Below are 20604 nucleotides of genomic sequence, written 5' to 3'. Positions count from 1 at the left end.
CCCGCAGACCAGATCCAACAGGGCTCTGCCCGATTAAAAGCAGACCGCCAAATCCAAGAGGACCGCCATGCCGAGCTTCACTTCCCCCACCAAGGACACGCAATTCGTCCTGCATGACGTGCTGAACATCCAAGAGTCCGGTATCCCCGGTTTCGACGAACTGGAGCGCGACTTCACAGGTGCCGTGCTGACAGAAGCAGGCAAAGTGGCGGACAACGTTCTTCACCCGCTGAACGTTGTGGGCGACAAGGAAGGCTGCCGTCTGGAAAATGGCGTGGTCTACACCCCCACAGGCTTCAAAGAAGCCTTTGAACAGATGAAAGAAGGCGGCTGGACCGGACTGGACATGCCCGAAGAATTCGGCGGCCAGAACATGCCCTATGTCATCGGCACAGCCGTTGGCGAATATTTCTCTGCCGCGAACCAGGCCTTCACGATGTATCAGGGCCTGACCCACGGTGCGGCCTCTGCGATCCTCGCCCACGGCACCGACGCGCAGAAAGCCACTTACCTGCCGAATATGGTCTCCTGCGAATGGACCGGCACCATGAACCTGACCGAGCCGCACTGCGGCACCGATCTGGGCCTGATGCGCACCAAGGCGGAACTGCAGGAAGACGGCTCCTACAAAATCTCCGGCCAGAAGATCTTTATCTCCTCCGGCGAACACGACATGGCGGAGAACATCATTCACCTGGTGCTGGCCAAGGTCCCCGGCGGCCCCGAAGGCATCAAGGGCGTGTCTCTGTTCATCGTGCCCAAGTTCCTCGTGAACGAAGATGGCTCCCTCGGTGCACGCAACGGTGCAACCGTTGGCAACATCGAAGAGAAAATGGGCATCCACGGCAACTCCACCTGTGTGATGAACTATGACGAGGCGACCGGCTACCTGCTGGGTGACCTGAACAAAGGCATGCGTGCCATGTTCACCATGATGAACGAAGCCCGTCTGGGTGTTGCGATGCAGGGTCTGGCCCAGGCCGAAGCCGCCTACCAGAATGCGCTGATCTATGCCAAAGACCGCCTGCAGGGCCGTGACGTCACCGGCGTCAAGAACCCCGAAGGCCCGGCCGATCCGCTGATCGTGCACCCCGATATCCGTCGCAACCTGATGGATCAGAAGTCCTTTGCAGAAGGCGCGCGCGCGTTCGTCCTGTGGGGCGCGACCATGATCGACAAGGCGCACCGTTCGGAAGACAAAGACGCCGATGGTCTGATCTCCTTGCTGACGCCGGTTCTGAAGGGCTTCCTGACGGACAAAGGTTACGACATGACTGTGCAGGCACAGCAGGTCTATGGCGGGCACGGCTACATCGAAGAATGGGGCATGTCCCAGTACACCCGCGATGCCCGTATTGCGATGATCTATGAAGGGGCCAACGGCGTTCAGGCGCTGGACCTCGTGGGTCGTAAGCTGGCGCAGGACGGTGGCAAGCACGTCATGGCGTTCTTTGAGCTGGTGAAAAACTTCTGCAAAGAAAACGCAGATATTTCCGAAGACTACGCCAAGGACTTTATCGATCCGCTGAAATCCGCCTCCAAGGATCTGCAGGCGGCGGGCATGTTCTTCATGCAAAACGGCATGAAGAACCCCAACCACGCGCTGGCGGGCTCCAATGACTTCATGCACATGTTTGGTCACGTCTGCCTTGGCCTGATGTGGGCGATGATGGCGAAATCGGCACAGGCGGCCCTTGACGCGGGCACCACGGACGCAGACTTCTACACCACGAAGATTGCAACCGGTCGCTACTACATGGCGCGTCAGCTCTGCTCCACCAAACTGCACCTGGCCCGGATTGAGACCGGCGCTGACACGGTGATGGCTCTGGACGCGGAACAGTTCTGATCCCCCAAAACCGGGCGTGCCTTTCGGGGCGCGCCCAGTCCGACCGGGCGCTTTGACCAAAAGGATTTCAAAATGCCCAAACGTTTCAAACTGACCCGCCGTTTCCCGGTTGCTATGACCGAAGACGGCTATCGACGGCTGAAACGTTTCGCCCAAGAGGCAGGTCTGGACGAGGGAGAGGCCCTGTCGTTCCTGTTCGAAAATTTCGACAGTGTCACCGACAGTGAAAACCTCCCCCACCGGCTGCGGCTGTTCAACGCCGAGCTGGAAGACCGCAAACGTTGAGGATGACCCAAGGGAGGAGCGCGTTCATGCAACACCACACGACATCGTCTGCTGCCCCTTTGGGGAGCCTCCGGCGGGGATATTTAGTAAAAGATGAAACAGGGGCCGCGCGCCCCTTCCCGGGCCTTCGCCTAATGAAGAGACGCGCTTTCACCTTTTGCGGCCATCGGCTTCCCAGCCTGTTCCGCAATGCCATGATGTCGCCATCTTGGTTAAGGAAGGCTGAAGCCCTTTCATCTTTTCAAAAATATCCCACGGGGGTCCGGGGGTGTGAAACCCCCGGTGTGCCCTTTGCCAACGGAGGTACGGTATGACCATCAAACTGCATTGTTTTGGCGAAAGCGGAAATGCCTATAAGGCCGCGCTGGCGCTTGAGCTGTCGGGCCTCGATTGGGAGCCCGTGTTTGTGGATTTCTTCAATGGCGCAAATCGAACTGAAGCCTTCCGTGACATCAATGTAATGGCCGAGGCGCCGGTGCTGACCGACGGGGACCTGACCCTGTCGCAATCCGGTGTTATCCAGCAATATATCACCGATAAAACCGGCAAGTTCGGCGGCCGCGAGACCCAGAAATACGAGGTGCTGCGCTGGGTGCTGTGGGACAACCACAAAATGTCCAGCCAGGTTGGCATGACCCGCTTCCTGATGAACTTTCTGCCTGAAAACAAACGTCCGGCCGAGGTGATCACCTTTATGCAGGGACGCCTCCGGGCCGCGTTCACCACGTTGAACACGCATCTTGAGGGGCGCGACTGGATTGTCGGCGACGGGTTGACCAACGCCGATCTGTCCTGCTGCAGCTACCTCTTTTATCCCGAACCCTTTGGGTTCGACCGCAGTGACTACCCCAACATCGACGCCTGGCTGAGCCGCATCAGCGCAACGCCCGGCTGGAAACACCCCTATGACCTGATGCCCGGCAATCCGTCGGATCGAGCTTGAGGAGAACAATATGACCGAAGCTTATATCTATGACGCTGTGCGTACCCCGCGCGGCAAAGGCCGCAAGGACGGCAGCCTGCACGAGGTGACCTCTGTCGCCCTTTCCGCACAAATCCTGAACGCCATCAAGGATCGCAACAACCTTGGCACCTCTGGCATCGAAGATGTGATCTGGGGCAACGTAACCCAGGTGATGGAAAACGGTGGCTGCCTGGCGCGTGCCTCTGTCCTGCTGTCCGACTTTGACGACAGCGTGCCCGGTCTGGCGATCAACCGGTTCTGTGCCTCCGGCATGGAAGCGGTGAACCTGGTGGCCAACCAAGTGAAAGCAGGCGCAGGCGAAGCTTACATCGCCGGTGGCTGTGAGATGATGTCCCGCGTTGCCATGGGTTCTGACGGGGCGGCAATGGCCGTGGACCCGCGTCTGGCCATGGGCACCGGCTTCATGCCCCAGGGCGTGTCCGCCGACCTGATCGCGACTGAGTATGGCTTCTCTCGCGACGACTGTGACGCCTTCGCAGCCCAATCCCAAGCCCGCGCCGCGGCTGCATGGGAAGACAAGCGTTTCGCCAAATCCATCGTGCCGGTCAAAGACATCAACGGTCTGACCATTCTGGACCACGACGAATACATGCGCCCCGGCACCTCCGCCGAAGATCTGGGCAAGCTCAATGCCTCCTTCGCGATGATGGGCGAACAGATGCCCGGCTTCGACAAGGTTGCGATGCTGAAATACCCGCATCTGGAAAAGATCACCCACGTGCACCACGCTGGTAACTCTTCCGGGATTGTGGACGGCGCCACCGCGCTGCTGATCGGCTCTAAAGAATACGGTGAAAAGCACGGGCTAACCCCGCGCGCGCGCATTCGCTCCACCGCGAAAATCGGCTCTGAGCCGACCATCAACCTCACAGGCCCCGTGCCCGTGACCGAGAAGATCCTGCGCGACAGCGGCATGTCCATCAATGACATCGACCTGTTCGAGGTGAACGAGGCCTTCGCAGCCGTTGTTCTGCGCTTCCTGCAGGCGTTCGAAGTCGACGATGCCAAGGTTAACGTCAACGGCGGCGCGATCGCCATGGGTCACCCGCTGGGCGCAACTGGCGCCATGATCATTGGCACCCTGCTCGACGAGCTGGAGCGTCAGGACAAAGAAGTCGGCCTCGCAACCCTGTGTGTTGCCGCTGGCATGGGTGCCGCAACCATCATCGAGCGCGTCTGAGCGATAAGGACGGGAGAATAAGATATGACCGATTTCAAATATGCAGTAGACGCCGATGGCGTGGCCGTCATCACCTGGGACGCCGAAGGCAAATCCATGAACGTCCTCACGCGCGAAGCTTTCGCGCTGGTCGAGGAATATGTGGACACCGCGCTGGCGGATGACGCCGTCAAAGGCATCGTCATCACCTCGGGCAAGAAAGACTTTGCTGGCGGCATGGACCTGAATGTTCTGGCCACCATCCGCGACGAGTCCGGCGACAACCCGGCGCAGGGTCTGTTTGACTTCACCATGAACGGCCACCGGATCCTGCGGAAGCTGGAACGTGCGGGCATGGAAGCCAAGACCAACAAAGGCGGCAAGCCTGTGGCCTGCGCGATCAACGGCACCTGTGCCGGCATCGGCACCGAGATCGCGCTGGCCTGTCACCACCGGGTGATGACCTCCAACCCCAAAGCCAAAATCGGCCTGCCGGAAATCCTGCTGGGCATCTTCCCGGGCGGCGGCGGCACCATGCGTTATTCCCGCATGGTGGGTGCGGTTGCAGCGGCGCCTGTCCTGCTGGAAGGCAAGATGATGGACCCGAAAAAAGCGAAGTCCGCGCAGATGGTTGACGCCATTGCCGATGACCCGCTTGCGGCAGCCAAAGAGTGGGTCCTGAACGCAAGCAACGCCGACATCGTCAAGCCTTGGGACGCCAAAGGGTTTAAGTTCCCCGGTGGTGCGCCCTATCACCCCGCTGGCTTCATGAACTTTGTCGGTGCCTCCGCCATGGTTGCAGGCCAGACCCAGAACGCCTACCCGGCGCCGAAGGCGCTGCTGTCGGCGATCTATGAGGGTGCACTGGTTGACTTTGACAACGCCCTGAAGATCGAAGCGCGCTGGTTCACTCACGTTCTGATGAACCCGTCGTCCTCTGCGATGATCCGCTCCCTGTTCCTCAACAAACAGGCGCTGGAAAAAGGCGCGGTACGTCCCAAAGGCATCGAGGACCAATCCGTCAAGAAAGTCGGCGTTCTTGGCGCGGGCATGATGGGTGCGGGTATCGCGCTGGTATCCGCGATGGCTGGTATTGAGGTCGTGCTGATCGACCGCGATCAGGCGGCAGCGGACAAAGGCAAAGCCTATACCGAAGCTTACCTCGACAAGGGTATGAAACGCGGCAAGGTGACCGAGGACAAGAAAACCACCGTGCTGTCCCAGATCACCGCAACCACCGATCTGGAGGCGCTGAAAGGGGCCGATCTGATCATTGAGGCCGTGTTTGAAGACATGGGCGTCAAAGCCGAGATGACCAAGAAGGTCGAGGCAATCGTGGGCGAAGACTGCATCTTTGCTTCCAACACCTCGACCCTGCCGATCACCGAGCTGGCCAAAGCCTCTGTGCGTCCCGAGCAGTTCATCGGCATCCACTTCTTCTCCCCCGTTGAGAAGATGCTGCTGGTGGAGATCATCAAAGGTGCTGAAACCGGCGACCGTGCCACCGCCAAGGCGCTGGATTACGTCCGCCAGATCAAGAAGACCCCGATCGTTGTCAACGACGCGCGCTTCTTCTATTGCAACCGCTGCATCCTGCCCTATGTCAACGAAGGCGTGCGCATGATCACCGAGGGCGTGTCCCCGGTTCTGATCGACAATGCCGCGCGTCAGCTGGGCTTCCCGGTGGGTCCCGTGCAACTGACCGACGAGACCTCTATTGATCTCGGCGCGAAGATTGCCCGTGCCACCAAAGAAGCCATGGGCGACGCCTACCCGGAAAGCCCGGCGGATGATCTGATCTTCTGGATGGAAGCCGAAGGTCGTCTGGGTCGCAAAGCCGCCAAAGGCTTCTTCGACTATGACGCCAAGGGCAAGCGCGTGGAGTACTGGAAGGGCCTTGCCGACAAATACCCGGTGGCGGCTGAACAGCCCGACATCATCGAGGTGCAGGAACGTCTGATGTTCGCACAGGTTCTCGAAGCCGTGCGTGCGCTTGAAGAAAACGTTCTGATGGACATTCGCGAAGGCGACGTTGGCGCGATCCTGGCCTGGGGCTTTGCACCTTGGTCCGGCGGCCCGCTGTCCTGGCTGGATATCATTGGCACGCCTTATGCGGCCGAGCGTTGCGACCAGCTGACCGAACAGTATGGCGAGCGTTTTGCCTGCCCGCCGCTGCTGCGCGAGATGGCCGAAAAAGGCCAGACCTTCTATGGCCGCTTTGCCCCGGCAGAGGAAGACGCGGCCTAAGACGCCAAGCTTCTTTGAAATCAGAAAGGGCAGCCCCTGTGGCTGCCCTTTTTATTTATTTTTCACGGCATCAAGGAAATTTCCGCTGCGCAATGCGAGGCAAACAGGCTGTCATCGACCCGCCGCATCACCGACGCATGAACGGTCATATGGGCCCCTGTGACCCGCAAAACTTCGACCACCACGACCACCGTGCGCCCTGACGCCACGTCAGATGGCGCAAGATTTTGTATTGCGGTTTCAAAATGCCCAACCGATCACAAAAGGGGCGAAGTCTTTGGCCGCGCCTCACTTGAGCTGGGCGCGCAGATCTCAGCCTTGCAGAGATATCAGCGTAGGAGGCGACGGGGCGATGGACATTCGCGATGGAAAGGCGGATTCCGCCGCACCGGGACCGGCAGTCATTGAAAGCCATGACGTTGGGCACTGGAACGAAAACGAGGACGGGTCGGCGCATTTCTTTGTGCTTGATATTGTGCCAAGCGAGGGCTGAAACACGGCCTGCACAAATGAAAGCCCCCGCAGCCTTCTGGCGCGGGGGTGGTCGGGGACCGGGCCTTTCGTGTTGCCCACACTTCTGAGAGATCTGTGTAGACAACCCCGCCTGGGATTTCGGTGAGTGGTGGAGGGCGGGTCTTTTGTGGAGGGAATACGTTATGCGTAGGCGTATTGCGGGGCGCCATGGCCACCGGTGCCGGTTTCGGCAGGTGTCCAGAAGCTTTCTTCGGTAATCATGTCAATCACCAGTTCGCGGGCCTGCGTGGTGCCCAGAACGGTGTAGATATTGCCGTCCGTTGCCGCCAGCTGCACCGCATCCATCTGCGCCGGGCAGAAGGCCAGAAGACCAGCTTCGATATAGACAACTTCGTCCTCATCAAAGGACAGCGTGACCAGATCCATGGTGACCTGCATCGGGGCGCGGGAAATACCGTGGTAGCCTTCCAGCGCGCACGCCGGAACCACCGCAAAGGGATCGCCAAGCGCATCTTCCAGAAGATCGTGTTCGATCAGGACACCCTGATCTGCCCGCAGCCACAGGGGGCTGCGATTGCCAAGCGCATCGCGGGGGATGTAAACGGCCGACATATTGGCGTTTTCGCAGCGATCATCGAGGTATTTGGTTTCGCGACGCACCGCCTGTACCGGACGCATGCCGTGGTCAAAGGTCAGAACCATGTCACCGGGCTGAAGATCCTCAGCCGCGCGCCACCCTTGCGCGGTGGCGACCATTGTACCTGCGATAAAACCGGGGTGACCGGTTGCAACCATGTCATGGCGGGTGGTGAACCCTTCTGCGATCGGAGAGGCAGATTTCTTTTCGAACCAATCAAACATGTCTACGTTCCTTTCAACCCTAGGACAGCTTCTGTGTCGGCCTGTCCCGTGATTAAAGTTTTAACAAACCACGTCAGGCATTGCGCGTGCGCTTAGGGAGCGCGGCACTCTCAAAGGGATAGTGGGAATTCGTTAAAAGAGTATTCAAATTGGCCAATATCGTCAGAACAAGCCCGAGACACTGCCTCAAACGCCTGTTCTGTATAGTATTTTCTCCAATCCCTTTGACGCGGCGACTCGTTCACAAGTGGCAATTCAAACGAGAATCCCAAGTGATCGAACAGCGGCTGCGCGTCCTCAGCAAAGGTTTCCAGCCGAATATAGAGGTTGCAATGCTCCTGACCGTCCGACTGGCGCATATAAGATGTATAGGGGTTCGCCTTTAGGCTCGCCGCAACCTGTGGATGACAGACGAAAGCCTCAAAGGACAGGGTCTGCGCCAGAGGCACAGCCGGGTGATCAAAGCGCTGCGTGCGCAGCCAGTGATAGTAGCTCACCACCCGGTCGTAGGGATTGCGCACCAAGGTAAAGGCAAACAGGCCCCGCAGCTCTTCGCAGGTGGCAAGGCCTTCAATATCCGCAAGCGTCGAATGTTTCCACAACCGCCCCCGGGCATCCGCCCCTTGTAACCGCCGCCGACGTTTCAGCGCCTTGGGCGTGTCGCCCAGCATTTCATCGTCGGCCATGGCGCGGGCCTCCAGCGCCAGCGCCAGCGCCGTCCCCCCGGTTTTGGGAATATGGATAAAGACATAGGAACGGCCACGGGACAGGATCATGGCGTCACCCTGTCGCGCGCATCAAACAAAGGCAAGAGGTGCAAAGCCATTTGCCGCCCCCTGCCCTGTCGTGATAGACCTTTGGTCATACAACTAAGCAAAGAGCAGACAGGCCGAATGACAGCTTTGCGGGAATTTCAACGGCTTGAGGCCGCAGGCCTCTGGCGGGCGGGGACAGGCGAACAGCGACGCGATGTGATCGTGTCGCTGGGCGATGCCACGCTGACCATTTCCGATCTCAAGGATCAGCCTCTGGCCCATTGGTCTATTGTCGCGGTGATCCGCGCCAATCCGGGCCAGTATCCGGCGGTGTTCCACCCCGATGGTGACGCCGGCGAAACGCTGGAGCTGAGCGAAGACGAAGCCATGATGCTGGAGGCGATCGATAAGCTGCAGACCGCCATTGAAAAGGCGCGCCCGCACCCCGGACGTCTGCGCATGCTGGGCGGTCTCTCTGTGCTTGCCGCGACTGTGGCGCTTTTGGTCTTTGGCCTGCCCAGTGCCATGTATCAGCAAACCCTCTCTGTGGTGCCAGAGGTGCAGCGCCAATCCATTGGTCAGCGCTTGCTGGGCCGGGTTGAGCGCGTCGCTGGACGGGCCTGCACCAGCCCAGAGACCGCCCCCATTCTGCGTGCGCTGGCCGCCCGTACCGGGGTCGAACGCGTGGTGATCCTGCGCGACGGGGTCACCGAAAGCCTCGCCCTGCCCGGCGGCATTGTCCTGCTGAACCGCAGCCTCGTCGAAGACCACGAAGACCCCGCAGTGGCCGCCGGTGCCCTTGTTGTCGAACGGGCCCGCGCAAGGGCAGAAGATCCGCTTGCAGGCATTCTGGAAATTGGCGGGCTAAGAGCCAGCTTCCGACTTCTTACCACCGGTGACCTCAGCCGCGAGGTGCTGGATCGCTTTGTCGAACACAGCCTTGCTACAGAGCGCCCGCGCCTGCCCGACGAGGTGCTTTTGGCGGCCTTCAAAGATGCAAGCGTGCCCTCGACCCCCTATGCCTACGCGCAGGATGTGACCGGCGAAACCACCCTTGGCCTGATCGAAGCCGACCCGATGGGTGTGCCCGGTCAACCTACCCGTGGCATCATGAGCGACCGCGATTGGGTGCAGCTGCAAAACATCTGCGACTGATCACGGGGGCGCGTCTGCGCCGCCGCCGAATACCAAGAGAGACCAGCAAAAAAGGGACCCTAGGCCCCTTTTTTTTCATTTTCCGTCAAACGCGCAGACGCGGCGGTTACTTGCTGAGCCGCGCACCTGAATGGCCAGAGTTGCGCACCAGGGTCAAAGCCGCCTCTGCCCGGTCGGTGAATGGCCCGGCCAGAACCACATGCGGCCTGCCGCCCCCTGCCTGCGATGTGCCGAGGCGGACAGGCAGACCGGTGGCAGCCCGCAGTGCTTTGGCGGCAGCAACCGCGTCACTTCGGGTTTTAAAGCCTTGTGCGCGCACATAGCGCGGCACGGCGGGCTGGGCGGCTGTTTGTTCCTCAAAGCCACCAGAGGTATTGGTCGCACGGCGCGACACCGTCCCAGCGGCTGCATATTGACCCTGCTGCCGCAACGCCTTGGCGGAATAGACCGGGCGGTCCAGCGGTTGCGCAACCGGCACCAGCATGCCGCGATGATTGGTCCAGAACTGCGCCATCTGCGCGTCCCCTTCGGCGCTGCGCGGGCCGCGATGCAGGTTCAGACGGTCGTCGTTGCGGTCCATCAGCGCATAGCCCGCGGGCACATCGGTGACGGCTTTTGGTGTGGCAACCTTCAGCGTGCTTTGCGCGCGCAGCGGGTTCATCCGACCATCCTGCCACACCGGACGATACCCTTTGGGCACCTCAATGCCGCGCGAGGCCAGACGTTCCTGATACACATGCGCCGGATAGACGCGCAGACCATTGCCCTGTGGCAATGCGGACAAAGGATCGGCGTCCTGCGGGCCACAGCGCACGCCGCTGCCCTGATTGATATAGCGCTGGCTCAAGGCCGATGCCCCCGGGCAGCTTTTCTGACCAGCGGGCGGTGTTGCGGTCACCGGCGCAACCGATGGCTTCTTTGCAACTGGGGCGGCCTTGCGAACCACGGGTTTCATGGCGGGTTTCGCCACAGGTGTCGTCGCGGGCTTCGCCTTGCGCGCTGTCGTTGTCAACGGATTGGGACGCACAGCTGGCTTGGCAGCAGGCACAGCGGTGGCGGATGCAGCCGCCTTTGGCTTTGCGGTGGGGGATACCGGCGGCAGGTCGGTCGGCTCTACGGTGATCAACTCTACCGGTTGAACAGCCCGTGGCTGCACCTTGGTGGTGGCCCCCTGCACACGGCTTGGCTGCTGGCCACAGATATGTTTGCGAGACCGGTCCACGCGCGGCACCCAGGTCACATTGCCATCCAGACCTGCCCGAATATAGACGCAGCCTCGGCTGTCCACATATTGCTTGCCCGCATAAGACGCCGGCGGAAATTCAGCCGGAGCCCCTTTGGTGCGCAAACCCTGCGCAAAAAGGGGTGACAAGGCCGTAGACGCCAAGATAACGGATAGTGCCGCAATTCTAGTTATTTTCATGCTCTGCCCCGCTAAATATGGCGCAAGGATGCCCGAGTTGGGAGAGCGAGTAAAGAAAATGCTGGCAAAAATAAGGCGAAATACCGGGGAACCGTCGCCTGAAAAACGCACATTTGACGCTGTGCAAAGCGCCGCTGCGCCCACGATCCAAGCCAGACCGGGGCGCAACGGCAAAGACAGGATTACTTGGTGCCGAACATCCGGTCGCCCGCGTCCCCAAGACCCGGCAGAATATAGCCCTTCTCGTTCAGCTCGCGGTCCAGCGACGCCGTGATGATCGGCACATCCGGATGCGCTTCTTTCATACGCGCCACGCCCTCGGGCGACGCCAGCAGACACAGGAACCGAATATCCGTCGCGCCTGCTTCTTTCAGCAGGTCAATCGCCGCCACCGATGAATTGCCGGTTGCCAGCATGGGGTCCACCGCGATCACCATGCGGTCAGAGATCTGCTTGGGCACCTTGAAGTAATACTGCACCGGCTCCAGCGTTTCCTCATCGCGGTACAGACCCACAAAGCCCACACGCGCAGACGGCACCAGCTCCAGAACACCGTCCAACATGCCATTGCCTGCCCGCAGGATCGATACCAGCGCCAATTTCTTACCATCTAGGATGGGGGCTTCCATGCTCTCCATCGGGGTTTCAATGGTGGTGGTGGTCAGCGGCAGCTCACGGGTGACCTCATAGGCCAGAAGCTGGGTCAGTTCGCGCAGAAGCTGACGGAATTCCGCAGTGGAGGTCTCGGTCTGCCGCATGATGGTCAGCTTGTGCTGGACCAGCGGGTGGTCGACGACGGTCAGATGCTCGGACATGTGCAGCTCCTAAATGGGATTTTCTCCCTATTACGCGCCGCTTGCCCGTACAGGCAAGCGGGTTTTTCCCTGCTCACAAAAAGCTCTGGCCCGGCCCTTGAGCGTCAGCCCCCAAATGGGCCGCCAGGCTGGCTGCCACATCCACAAAGGCCCGCGCCCCAATTGCCCCCTGCCCCGCACCTGCCACCAGAACCGGCACCTGTTCGCGGGTGTGATCGGTGCCCGGCCAGCTGGGGTCATTGCCATGATCCGCAGTCAGCACCATCACATCGCCTGTGCGCAGACGAGGTAGGATTTTGCCAATCTCTGCATCAAACCACTCCAGCGCACGGGCATAACCCGAGATATCGCGGCGGTGGCCATAAAGGCTGTCAAACTCGACAAAATTGGCAAAAGTCAGACTGCCGTCCTCTGCGGTGTCAATGGCGTCGGACAGATGTTTCATCAACTCGGCATCGGACCCTTTTTTCAGGGTATCAATGCCTTGCATGGTGAAGATGTCACCGATTTTGCCAATCGCATGGACCTTACCGCCGGCGGCCTGCACCCAATCCGTCAGGATCGGCGCAGGAGGTTTGATCGCATAATCGCGGCGATTGGTGGTGCGCGTGAACCCCTCCTCGGCGGTGCCAACAAAGGGACGCGCAATCACCCGACCAACTTTCATATCGTGCAGATAGGGGGCCACGTCTTCACAGAGTTTCAAAAGCCGGTCGAGGCCAAAGCTCTCTTCGTGGGCCGCAATCTGAAACACGCTGTCTGCGGACGTATAACAAATCGGCAGGCCGCTTTGCATATGCGCGGCCCCGTGTTCCGCAATGATCGCCGTGCCAGAGGCATGGCAATTGCCCAGGATCGCCGCCGTGCCCGCAGCCGCACATACATGGGCCACCAGATCGGCGTCAAAGGCGGGTCCCTCTTCGGGAAAGAAGCACCAATCCCAGGGCACCGGCAGCCCGGCAAGCTCCCAATGGCCCGAAGGCGTGTCTTTGCCCGCACTGACCTCTGCCGCGCAGCCCCAAAGCCCGGATGGCGGACGGGTCAACCCCGGAACTGGCTGCCCAGAAGCCAGCCGCGCCGCAGCACCCAGCCCCAGCGCATCCAAATTCGGCAGGCGCAAGGGACCAGAACGGCCCTCTTCTGCCCGCCCCTCGGCACAGGCCTGCGCAATATGTGCCACCGTATTGGCGCCCAGATCCGGCAGATCCTTATTGAAGAATGCCGACGCATCCGGCGCACCGCCAATGCCAACGGAATCCATCACCACAAGAAACGCACGCGTCATGCGCCAAGCCTTTCCACCAAAAGCGCTGGAACCACGGGCACCTCAGGCGATACAGTCACCGCCGCCCGCAAGCGCTCTGCTTCCACAGCCACCACATCCGCGCGGGCGCCATGCACGCGGGCGATCACATCGCCCGCCCCCACAACCGCGCCAAGCGGCAACAGATCGGAAATGCCCACGGCGGGGTCAATCTCGTCACTTTCGGTCAGACGTCCGCCGCCAAGACGGACAACCAGATGACCCAGCGCCTCGCCGTCCATTGCAGTGACATAGCCGTCTGCCTCGGCCCGGACCTCCACAACGTCCGGTGCAACCGCCAGATGCGCCAGCCAGTTGTCCTCAAAATCCGTCGGGCCCCCAAGGGCCGCAATCATCTTGGCAAAACAAGTCTTTGCCCGGCCATCCCGCAAGGCTGCCTTGATCTTGGCCGCCCCGTCGTCTGCGTCAGAAGCCAAACCCACCTGCGCCAGCAGCACGCCCCCCAGCGCCTCAGTAATCTCAAGGATCCGGCCACGGCGTTCCCCCGACAGGGCGCGCATGACCTCGGCGACCTCCAGCGCATTGCCCAGGGCGGGCACCAAAGGCTGGTTCATATCGGTGATCATGCCAAGGGTGGCACACCCGGCCGCATTGGCCGTCTCCACCAAAGAGGTCGCCAGTTCGCGCGCCTCTTCCGGCGTCTTCATAAAGGCGCCAGAGCCGATCTTAATGTCCAGGATCAGCGCTTCGGGGCTGGCCGCCAGCTTTTTCGACAGGATGGAGGCGGTGATCAAATCCACACTGTCCACCGTCGCCGTCACATCGCGCACCGCATAAAGACGTTTGTCCGCCGGTGCGATTGCCCCGGTCGCGCCGACAATGGCGCAGCCGACCTCGGCCACAATCCGGCGCAGGTCATCCTCGGACACCTGCGTGTTGACACCGGGAATAGCCTCGAGCTTATCGAGCGTGCCGCCGGTGTGCCCCAGACCCCGACCCGAGATCATCGGCACATAGGCCCCGCAGACCGCCAAGGCCGGCGCCAAGAGGAGGGAAACACAGTCCCCCACTCCACCGGTCGAATGTTTGTCCACCACCGGCCCCGGCAGATCCCATGTCAGCACATCACCACTGTCGCGCATTGCCGCCGTCAGCGCGCGGCGGGCGTCCACCGACATGCCGCGCTGCCAGATGGCCATGGCAAAAGCGCCAGCCTGCGCATCTGTCACGTCCCCATTGGCGAGGCCCTCGGCAAACCAAGTGATTTCAGCCTCCGTTGGCGTTTCGCCTTGCCGGACCTGGGCGATAATGCTGCGTGCGTCCATCTGGATTAGCTCCGCTCCATGTGACCTGCATCAAAGGCGCCGGGCAGAAGGTCGCCTACTGTGGTCTCCATTTCAGTCCCTTCGGTGGTGGCCAGCGTCACTTTGACATCGCCTTTGCCGAACTCTTTCAGCTTTTGGCGGCAGCCACCACAGGGCGGGATCGGGCTTGGGCAGTCGGCGATGACATAGGCTTCGACCAGTTCGGTTTCACCTGCTGCAACCATCGCTGCAATTGCGCCCGCTTCGGCGCAGGTGCCTTCGGGATAGGCGACGTTTTCGACATTACAGCCGATGTAAACCTTGCCAGAGGCGGACCGGATCGCGGCGCCGACTTTGAAATTGGAATATGGCGCATGGGCGTTTTCACGCACCGCGGCCGCAGCTTCACGCAGGGATTTGCCAAGAGACATTTATACAGCTCCGAGTTCAGATGGGTGCGCAGGGCACTTTTTGACCATTTGGTAAAGTCATTTGCCGGAAGGCCAGCGCGCATGCAAGCCCCCGGTCGCAAATAGTACTATTTAGAAGGTCCAAACCATTGGTTTTCAGGGGCATCTGCTGCAAGTCTGCGCGTGTAGCGGTGGAAACTCAACCCAGAAGGCCACCGCCCCCGCCCATGTTCTCCGTCAAGACACCAAAACCGACGCGCAATGACCCGCAATGTCGGACCTAGGGTCAAGAATGCCGGTTTCCCTCATTGGGAAAGTAGTTTAATATTAAACCAACACCTTTTGGAGGCCCCCTCAATGTCTGATACCAAGTCCAGCTTGTCGCTGCGTGATGCGGCGCTGCGTTATCACGAGCAACCCCGCCCCGGGAAACTGGAAATCCGCGCCACAAAGCCGATGAACAATGGCTCTGATCTGGCCCGCGCCTATTCCCCTGGCGTGGCCGAGGCCTGCACCGAGATCAAAGCCGATGCCTCCAATGCCGCGCGCTATACCTCGCGCGGCAATCTGGTGGCGGTGGTCTCCAATGGCTCTGCGGTGCTGGGGCTGGGAAACATTGGCGCGCTGGCGTCCAAGCCGGTGATGGAAGGCAAGGCGGTTCTGTTTAAGAAGTTTGCCGACATCGACTGCTTTGATATTGAAGTCAACGAAAGCGACCCGGAAAAGCTTGCGGATATTGTCTGCGCGCTCGAGCCGACCTTTGGCGCCATCAACCTCGAAGACATCAAAGCGCCCGACTGCTTTATTGTCGAAAAACTCTGCCGCGAGCGGATGAACATTCCCGTCTTCCACGACGACCAGCACGGCACCGCGATTGTTGTGGGCGCGGCCGCCAAAAACGCGCTGCATGTGACGGGCAAGAAGTTCGAGGACATCAAAATCGTCTCCACCGGTGGCGGCGCGGCGGGCATTGCCTGCCTCAATATGCTGGTAAAGCTGGGGGTGAAGCGCGAAAATATCTGGCTGTGTGACATTCACGGGCTCGTCTATGAAGGCCGGACCGAGGATATGAACCCGCACAAGGCCGCCTTTGCCCAGGCCAGCGACAAACGCACGCTGGATGATGTCATTGATGGCGCGGATCTGTTCCTGGGCCTGTCTGGCCCCAATGTGCTGAAGCCCGAAATGGTCGCTAAAATGGCCGCGCGCCCGATCATCTTTGCGCTCGCCAACCCGAACCCGGAAATCATGCCGGAAGAGGCCCGCAAAGTGGCGCCCGATGCAATCATTGCCACCGGTCGCAGCGATTTCCCCAATCAGGTCAATAACGTCCTGTGTTTCCCCTTCATCTTCCGCGGCGCGCTGGATGTGGGGGCGACGGAAATCAACGACCAGATGCAGATCGCCTGCGTCGAAGGTATTGCGGAGCTGGCGCGGATGACCACCAGCGCCGAAGCAGCCGCTGCCTATCAGGGCGAACAGCTGACCTTTGGCGCGGATTATCTGATCCCCAAACCCTTTGACCCGCGCCTTGTGGCCGTGGTGTCGACCGCCGTGGCCAAGGCTGCGATGGAAAGCGGCGTGGCCGAACGCCCAATGGAGGACATGCAGGCTTATGAGGCCAAGCTGAACCAGAGCGTGTTCAAATCTGCCCTACTGATGAAGCCGGTGTTTGAAGCCGCCCGCAAAGGCGCGCGCCGCATTGTCTTTGCCGAAGGCGAAGACGAACGGGTGCTGCGTGCGGCGCAGTCGGTGCTGCGCGAAACAACTGAGACCCCGATCCTGATTGGACGCCCTGATGTGATCGCCACGCGCTGCGAACGGCTGGGTCTGGACATCCGCCCCGGCGCGGATCTGGAGATCGTGAACCCCGAGCAGGACAGCCGCTACCGCGACTACTGGGGCGCCTATCACGAGCTGATGCAGCGCCGCGGCGTCACCCCGGACATTGCCCGCGCCGTTGCTCGCACCAACACCACTGCCATTGGCGCGTTGATGGTGCATCTGGGTGATGCGGACAGCCTGATCTGCGGCACCTTTGGCGAATACCGCTGGCACTTGAACTATGTGAACCAGATCCTCGGGCGCGGCGACTACTCCCCGCATGGGGCGCTGTCGCTGATGATCCTCGAAGACGGCCCGCTGTTCATTGCCGACACGCAGGTCCGGATTGAGCCGACGCCCGCGCAGATTGCGGAAACCGTGATTGGCGCAGCCCGCCACGCCCGCCGCTTTGGCATCGAGCCCAAGGTGGCGCTGTGTTCGCAGTCTCAGTTCGGCAACATTCCCTGCGACACCGGCGAACGTCTGCGCGCGGCGATTGATCTGCTGGATGCGGAAACCCACGACTTCCTTTACGAAGGCGAGATGAACATCGACACCGCGCTGGATCCGGAGCTGCGTCAGCGGATCTTCCCGAATTCGCGGATGCCCGGTGCTGCAAATATTCTGGTCTTTGCCCATGCAGATGCGGCCTCGGGCGTGCGCAATATTCTGAAGATGCGTGCAGGTGGCCTTGAGGTCGGCCCGATCCTGATGGGCATGGGCAACCGCGCCCATATCGTGTCGCCTTCGATCACCGCCCGCGGTCTGCTGAACATGGCCGCCATTGCAGGCACGCCTGTGGCTCACTACGGCTAAGCCCGTATCCGACCACAGCCAAAGCACAGGGCTGCCCGTTCGGGCGGCCCTTTTTAATTAGACGCCGCTGCGCGCCATGCGCACGAGGATCCGCAGATCAATCTGGGGTCCGACCAGATCCGGATATCCGGTTGCCCCAAAATCGGTGCGATCCAAACTGCCCGTCAGCAGCACGGACAGGTGATCATGGCTACCGACCGCGCTGCCTGCCTGACGAAACAGTTGCGCGTCCAAGGTGACCAGGCGTGTCACCCCGCGCAAGGTCAGCTCACCGGTGACTTTGGCCGCCCGGACAGAGCCGGTGATCTGCGTGGTCTGGAAGCGGATTTCAGGATAGCTGCGCGCGGCCAGCACATCAGCGCTGCGCATGGCCTCAGTTGCCAGCACAAAACCCGCACGGGCCTTGCGCGGCGACAGAACCACGTCAATGCGGCTGGCCCCAAGATTGTCGAGGTCAATGAGCAAGTCCGCCGCCCCCACTGGCATGACACCATCGGTCGGGCTGCCATTGAGCGCATAGGTAAAACCGACCTGACTGCGGTTTTGGTCGAACTCATAGGTTTGCGGCGCGGCAGACACAGCGCCGGCAAACAGCACCCCAAGGGGCACAAAGGTCAAAAGGCGAAGGGCAAGGCGGGTTCTCACATTCATTGGCTGTCTCCTGATTGGAAAGCGCGTGAAACTTGCACGCAATATGACTGGGCCGATCAGGCACCCGTCCTCAGAAGAACACGTCAAAGGTAAAAACTATTCACACGTCGCAGCTCAAACGCGATCACACCACCGTCAAAACCGACTCGGAAATTTGCAACTCAGGTACATATTTACTTCGCAACTTTGCAAGACGCGCGGTTTTTTCTTTTGATAGCGGACAAACAGGAAAGGTTTGCAAAGTTTTGCAATCTTCACGTCGGAAAAAGGCAGAAAACTTCGCGGATTTGCACCTCCTGCCGCTCTAGATCCTTGCCCCGGCGTCAGCCTTCCCCCTAGGCTCCCTCCCCAAGAGGAGACATGAGGAGGACAGCGATGACCTACGCCGCGATGTATGCCCGTTGGCAAGACAACCCCGAGGCATTCTGGATGGAGGCGGCCGAGGCCATTGCCTGGCACCGCCCCCCAACCAAAGCGCTGACCGACAAAGGTGACGGGCTTTATGAATGGTTTGCCGATGGCCTGACCAACACCTGCTACAATGCGGTGGACCGCCATGTGGACGCAGGCCGCGGTGAACAGGTCGCCATTATTCACGACAGCCCCGTAACCCACACCAAACGCGAGATTACCTTTGTGGAGCTGCGCAACCGCGTGGCCACGCTGGCCGGCGCCCTGCGCGCCAAGGGCGTGGAAAAAGGCGATCGTGTCATTATCTATATGCCGATGATCCCCGAAGCACTGGAGGCCATGCTGGCCTGCGCCCGTATTGGCGCGGTGCATTCAGTGGTCTTTGGCGGTTTTGCGGCCAATGAGCTGGCCGTGCGCATTGATGATGCCAAACCCAAGGCCATCATCGCTGCCTCTGCCGGGATCGAACCGGGGCGGATTGTGCACTACAAACCCCTGCTGGACGCTGCCATTGACCTTGCCGACCACAAGCCGGACTTTTGCGTGATCTTTCAGCGCGAACAGGAAGTTGCGCAGCTGGTCGAGGGCCGCGATGTCAACTGGCACGGGTTCCAATACGGTGTTCAGCCGGTGGACTGCGTTCCCGTTGAGGGCAACCACCCGGCCTATATCCTTTATACCTCCGGCACCACCGGCCAGCCCAAAGGCGTCATCCGCCACACCGGCGGCCAGCTGGTTGCGCTGAACTGGACGATGAAGAACATCTATAACGTCGACCCCGGTGACGTGTTCTGGGCGGCGTCAGACGTGGGTTGGGTCGTGGGGCATTCCTATATCTGCTACGGCCCCCTGATCCACGGCAACACCACCATTGTGTTCGAAGGCAAACCGGTAGGCACGCCGGATGCTGGCACCTTCTGGCGGGTGATGTCCGAACATAAGGTCAAAGCCTTCTTCACCGCCCCCACCGCCCTGCGCGCCGTCAAACGCGAAGACCCCGAAGGCGCGCTGGTCAAGGATTATGATATCTCGGGCCTGCAAGCGGTCTATCTGGCTGGCGAACGCGCCGATCCAGACACCATTGAATGGGCGCAGAAACACCTGAACGTGCCGGTGATCGACCATTGGTGGCAGACAGAAACCGGCTGGGCCATTGCTGCCAATCCCTTGGGCGTTGAGGAACTGCCGATCAAGCCGGGCTCCCCTGCCGTGCCGATGCCGGGCTATCAGGTCGAGATCCTCGATGACGCGGGCCACCCGGTTGGGCCGGACACGCTGGGCGCCATTGCCGTGAAACTGCCGCTGCCGCCGGGCACGCTGCCGAACCTCTGGAACGCCGAGGCGCGGTTCAAGAAAAGCTACCTCAACACCTTCCCCGGCTACTATGAGACCGGTGATGCGGGCATGAAGGATGCGGATGGCTATCTCTACATCATGGCGCGCACCGATGATGTCATCAATGTCGCGGGCCACCGCCTGTCCACGGGCGGCATGGAAGAGGTCCTCGCCGGTCACCCAGACGTCGCCGAATGCGCGGTGATTGGGGTGTCAGATGCGCTCAAAGGGCAGATGCCGGTGGGCTTCCTCTGTCTGAATGCTGGCTGCGACCGGGATCACGCTGAGGTGGTGAATGACGTCGTGAAACTGGTACGAGAAAAGATCGGCCCGGTCGCGGCGTTCAAAATCGCCTGCGTGGTGGACCGCCTGCCCAAGACCCGGTCCGGCAAGATCCTGCGCGGCACCATGGTGTCCATCGCTGATGGAGCAGAGTGGAAAATGCCCGCCACCATCGACGACCCGGCGATTCTGGACGAAATCACCGTGGCGCTCAAAGGCCTTGGTTACGCCCAATAATCGCGCATTCCCCTGCGGAACCCGCCCTGCCCGCTTGCCTTGACAGGCAAGCGGGATAGTCT

The 20604-nt window shown here is 60.6% G+C and carries 18 protein-coding genes; 9 read left to right on the top strand and 9 right to left on the bottom strand.

Features of this window, described 5'->3' with window-relative positions; all coding sequences use genetic code 11:
- The first annotated feature begins 67 nt into the window (after window positions 1-67).
- The 5 genes from TRM7557_RS16605 (at window position 68) to TRM7557_RS16585 (ending at window position 6525) form a co-directional block, all read left to right on the top strand.
- Window positions 68-1849: an acyl-CoA dehydrogenase C-terminal domain-containing protein gene (locus tag TRM7557_RS16605; protein WP_058291341.1), complete on the top strand. Its 1782-nt coding sequence runs from the start codon at window positions 68-70 to the stop codon at window positions 1847-1849.
- A gap of 72 nt (window positions 1850-1921) precedes the next feature.
- Complete coding sequence (locus tag TRM7557_RS16600) at window positions 1922-2134, top strand: hypothetical protein (RefSeq protein ID WP_058291340.1); 213 nt, start codon at window positions 1922-1924, stop codon at window positions 2132-2134.
- Between the two features lie 310 nt (window positions 2135-2444).
- Window positions 2445-3077, top strand: coding sequence for a glutathione S-transferase family protein (locus TRM7557_RS16595; protein WP_058291339.1), 633 nt, complete (start codon window positions 2445-2447; stop codon window positions 3075-3077).
- Between the two features lie 10 nt (window positions 3078-3087).
- Entirely contained in the window at window positions 3088-4299 is a 1212-nt protein-coding gene (locus TRM7557_RS16590) for an acetyl-CoA C-acetyltransferase (RefSeq protein ID WP_058291338.1), read from the top strand.
- Window positions 4300-4323: 24 nt separating this feature from the next.
- Complete coding sequence (locus TRM7557_RS16585) at window positions 4324-6525, top strand: 3-hydroxyacyl-CoA dehydrogenase NAD-binding domain-containing protein (protein ID WP_058291337.1); 2202 nt, start codon at window positions 4324-4326, stop codon at window positions 6523-6525.
- 62 nt (window positions 6526-6587) lie between these two features.
- On the opposite strand, the gene TRM7557_RS20115 is transcribed toward TRM7557_RS16585, so the two are convergent.
- Window positions 6588-6734: a hypothetical protein gene (locus tag TRM7557_RS20115; protein ID WP_165592477.1), complete on the bottom strand. Its 147-nt coding sequence runs from the start codon at window positions 6732-6734 to the stop codon at window positions 6588-6590.
- A gap of 143 nt (window positions 6735-6877) precedes the next feature.
- Here TRM7557_RS20115 and TRM7557_RS20110 point away from each other — a divergent pair, with 143 nt between their 5' ends.
- Window positions 6878-7018 (top strand): hypothetical protein, encoded by a 141-nt coding sequence (locus TRM7557_RS20110; RefSeq protein WP_165592476.1) that lies wholly within the window; start codon window positions 6878-6880, stop codon window positions 7016-7018.
- Window positions 7019-7179: 161 nt separating this feature from the next.
- On the opposite strand, the gene TRM7557_RS16580 is transcribed toward TRM7557_RS20110, so the two are convergent.
- Both TRM7557_RS16580 and TRM7557_RS16575 read right to left on the bottom strand, forming a co-directional pair.
- On the bottom strand, window positions 7180-7860 hold the full coding sequence (locus tag TRM7557_RS16580; RefSeq protein WP_058291336.1) for a Hint domain-containing protein: 681 nt from the start codon (window positions 7858-7860) through the stop codon (window positions 7180-7182).
- Window positions 7861-7970: 110 nt separating this feature from the next.
- Window positions 7971-8636: a sulfotransferase family 2 domain-containing protein gene (locus tag TRM7557_RS16575; RefSeq protein WP_058291335.1), complete on the bottom strand. Its 666-nt coding sequence runs from the start codon at window positions 8634-8636 to the stop codon at window positions 7971-7973.
- A gap of 117 nt (window positions 8637-8753) precedes the next feature.
- Here TRM7557_RS16575 and TRM7557_RS16570 point away from each other — a divergent pair, with 117 nt between their 5' ends.
- Window positions 8754-9770 carry a hypothetical protein gene (locus tag TRM7557_RS16570; protein ID WP_058291334.1) on the top strand — a complete coding sequence of 339 codons (1017 nt, stop codon included), beginning with the start codon at window positions 8754-8756 and terminating at the stop codon, window positions 9768-9770.
- 106 nt (window positions 9771-9876) lie between these two features.
- Here the strand turns inward: TRM7557_RS16570 and TRM7557_RS16565 are convergent, their stop codons facing one another.
- The 5 genes from TRM7557_RS16565 to TRM7557_RS16545 form a co-directional block, all read right to left on the bottom strand.
- On the bottom strand, window positions 9877-11118 hold the full coding sequence (locus TRM7557_RS16565) for an SPOR domain-containing protein (protein ID WP_058291333.1): 1242 nt from the start codon (window positions 11116-11118) through the stop codon (window positions 9877-9879).
- Window positions 11119-11375: 257 nt separating this feature from the next.
- On the bottom strand, window positions 11376-12008 hold the full coding sequence (gene upp, locus TRM7557_RS16560; RefSeq protein ID WP_058291332.1) for a uracil phosphoribosyltransferase: 633 nt from the start codon (window positions 12006-12008) through the stop codon (window positions 11376-11378).
- Window positions 12009-12081: 73 nt separating this feature from the next.
- The gene (locus TRM7557_RS16555) at window positions 12082-13293 is read right to left on the bottom strand and encodes a phosphopentomutase (RefSeq protein WP_058291331.1); all 1212 of its coding nucleotides are present in this window, start codon (window positions 13291-13293) and stop codon (window positions 12082-12084) included.
- A complete protein-coding gene (locus tag TRM7557_RS16550) occupies window positions 13290-14597 on the bottom strand; it encodes a thymidine phosphorylase (RefSeq protein ID WP_058291330.1) in 1308 nt (435 codons plus the stop codon). The genes TRM7557_RS16555 and TRM7557_RS16550 overlap by 4 nt, the downstream gene beginning before the upstream one ends.
- 5 nt (window positions 14598-14602) lie before the next feature.
- Entirely contained in the window at window positions 14603-15007 is a 405-nt protein-coding gene (locus TRM7557_RS16545) for a cytidine deaminase (protein WP_058291329.1), read from the bottom strand.
- A gap of 336 nt (window positions 15008-15343) precedes the next feature.
- Here TRM7557_RS16545 and TRM7557_RS16540 point away from each other — a divergent pair, with 336 nt between their 5' ends.
- Window positions 15344-17626: an NADP-dependent malic enzyme gene (locus TRM7557_RS16540; protein WP_058291328.1), complete on the top strand. Its 2283-nt coding sequence runs from the start codon at window positions 15344-15346 to the stop codon at window positions 17624-17626.
- 57 nt (window positions 17627-17683) lie between these two features.
- On the opposite strand, the gene TRM7557_RS16535 is transcribed toward TRM7557_RS16540, so the two are convergent.
- Window positions 17684-18277 (bottom strand): YceI family protein, encoded by a 594-nt coding sequence (locus tag TRM7557_RS16535; protein WP_058291327.1) that lies wholly within the window; start codon window positions 18275-18277, stop codon window positions 17684-17686.
- A gap of 375 nt (window positions 18278-18652) precedes the next feature.
- On the opposite strand from TRM7557_RS16535, the gene prpE reads away from it, so the two are divergent.
- Window positions 18653-20542 carry a propionate-CoA ligase PrpE gene (gene prpE, locus TRM7557_RS16530; RefSeq protein ID WP_058291326.1) on the top strand — a complete coding sequence of 630 codons (1890 nt, stop codon included), beginning with the start codon at window positions 18653-18655 and terminating at the stop codon, window positions 20540-20542.
- The last annotated feature ends 62 nt before the right edge of the window (window positions 20543-20604 follow it).

The sequence above is a fragment of the Tritonibacter multivorans genome (genome assembly GCF_001458415.1).
GTDB lineage: Bacteria > Pseudomonadota > Alphaproteobacteria > Rhodobacterales > Rhodobacteraceae > Epibacterium > Epibacterium multivorans.
This window is presented reverse-complemented; position numbering and strand designations above follow the sequence as displayed.

Bases quoted from the DNA above. Each gene is read 5' to 3' on its own strand.
- TRM7557_RS16605 (WP_058291341.1), top strand. From the start codon at position 68: ATGCCGAGCTTCACTTCCCCCACCAAGGACACGCAATTCGTCCTGCAT.
- TRM7557_RS16600 (WP_058291340.1), top strand. From the start codon at position 1,922: ATGCCCAAACGTTTCAAACTGACCCGCCGTTTCCCGGTTGCTATGACC.
- TRM7557_RS16595 (WP_058291339.1), top strand. From the start codon at position 2,445: ATGACCATCAAACTGCATTGTTTTGGCGAAAGCGGAAATGCCTATAAG.
- TRM7557_RS16590 (WP_058291338.1), top strand. From the start codon at position 3,088: ATGACCGAAGCTTATATCTATGACGCTGTGCGTACCCCGCGCGGCAAA.
- TRM7557_RS16585 (WP_058291337.1), top strand. From the start codon at position 4,324: ATGACCGATTTCAAATATGCAGTAGACGCCGATGGCGTGGCCGTCATC.
- TRM7557_RS20110 (WP_165592476.1), top strand. From the start codon at position 6,878: ATGGACATTCGCGATGGAAAGGCGGATTCCGCCGCACCGGGACCGGCA.
- TRM7557_RS16580 (WP_058291336.1), bottom strand. From the start codon at position 7,860: ATGTTTGATTGGTTCGAAAAGAAATCTGCCTCTCCGATCGCAGAAGGG.
- TRM7557_RS16575 (WP_058291335.1), bottom strand. From the start codon at position 8,636: ATGATCCTGTCCCGTGGCCGTTCCTATGTCTTTATCCATATTCCCAAA.
- TRM7557_RS16570 (WP_058291334.1), top strand. From the start codon at position 8,754: ATGACAGCTTTGCGGGAATTTCAACGGCTTGAGGCCGCAGGCCTCTGG.
- upp (WP_058291332.1), bottom strand. From the start codon at position 12,008: ATGTCCGAGCATCTGACCGTCGTCGACCACCCGCTGGTCCAGCACAAG.
- TRM7557_RS16555 (WP_058291331.1), bottom strand. From the start codon at position 13,293: ATGACGCGTGCGTTTCTTGTGGTGATGGATTCCGTTGGCATTGGCGGT.
- TRM7557_RS16550 (WP_058291330.1), bottom strand. From the start codon at position 14,597: ATGGACGCACGCAGCATTATCGCCCAGGTCCGGCAAGGCGAAACGCCA.
- TRM7557_RS16545 (WP_058291329.1), bottom strand. From the start codon at position 15,007: ATGTCTCTTGGCAAATCCCTGCGTGAAGCTGCGGCCGCGGTGCGTGAA.
- TRM7557_RS16540 (WP_058291328.1), top strand. From the start codon at position 15,344: ATGTCTGATACCAAGTCCAGCTTGTCGCTGCGTGATGCGGCGCTGCGT.
- TRM7557_RS16535 (WP_058291327.1), bottom strand. From the start codon at position 18,277: ATGAATGTGAGAACCCGCCTTGCCCTTCGCCTTTTGACCTTTGTGCCC.
- prpE (WP_058291326.1), top strand. From the start codon at position 18,653: ATGACCTACGCCGCGATGTATGCCCGTTGGCAAGACAACCCCGAGGCA.